Here is a 255-nt window from a genome sequence, read left to right on the forward strand (position 1 = left end):
CGACGTGCGGGGCGGCGCACAGCACGGCGTGGCCGAGGCCCTTGGGGTCGCCCTGGCGGACGTAGTGCATGGTCGCCAGGTCGCTCGACTCCTGCACCTTGGCGAGCCGTTCGGCGTCGCCCTTCTTTCCCAGGGCGGATTCCAGCTCGTAGTTGCGGTCGAAGTGGTCCTCCAGGGGACGCTTGTTACGACCGGTGATCATGAGGACGTCGTCGAGCCCCGCGGACACGGCCTCCTCGACCACGTACTGGATCG

1 pseudogene is annotated in these 255 nt (G+C 68.2%); it reads right to left on the reverse strand.

What is annotated here, in order from left to right:
- Positions 1-253: pseudogene (locus tag QSK45_RS38215) on the reverse strand (UTP--glucose-1-phosphate uridylyltransferase); the annotation flags it as partial.
- Between the last annotated feature and the right edge of the window lie 2 nt (positions 254-255).

The organism is Streptomyces hygroscopicus subsp. hygroscopicus, from assembly GCF_030269125.1.
In the GTDB taxonomy this organism is placed as follows: Bacteria; Actinomycetota; Actinomycetes; order Streptomycetales; family Streptomycetaceae; genus Streptomyces; species Streptomyces hygroscopicus_C.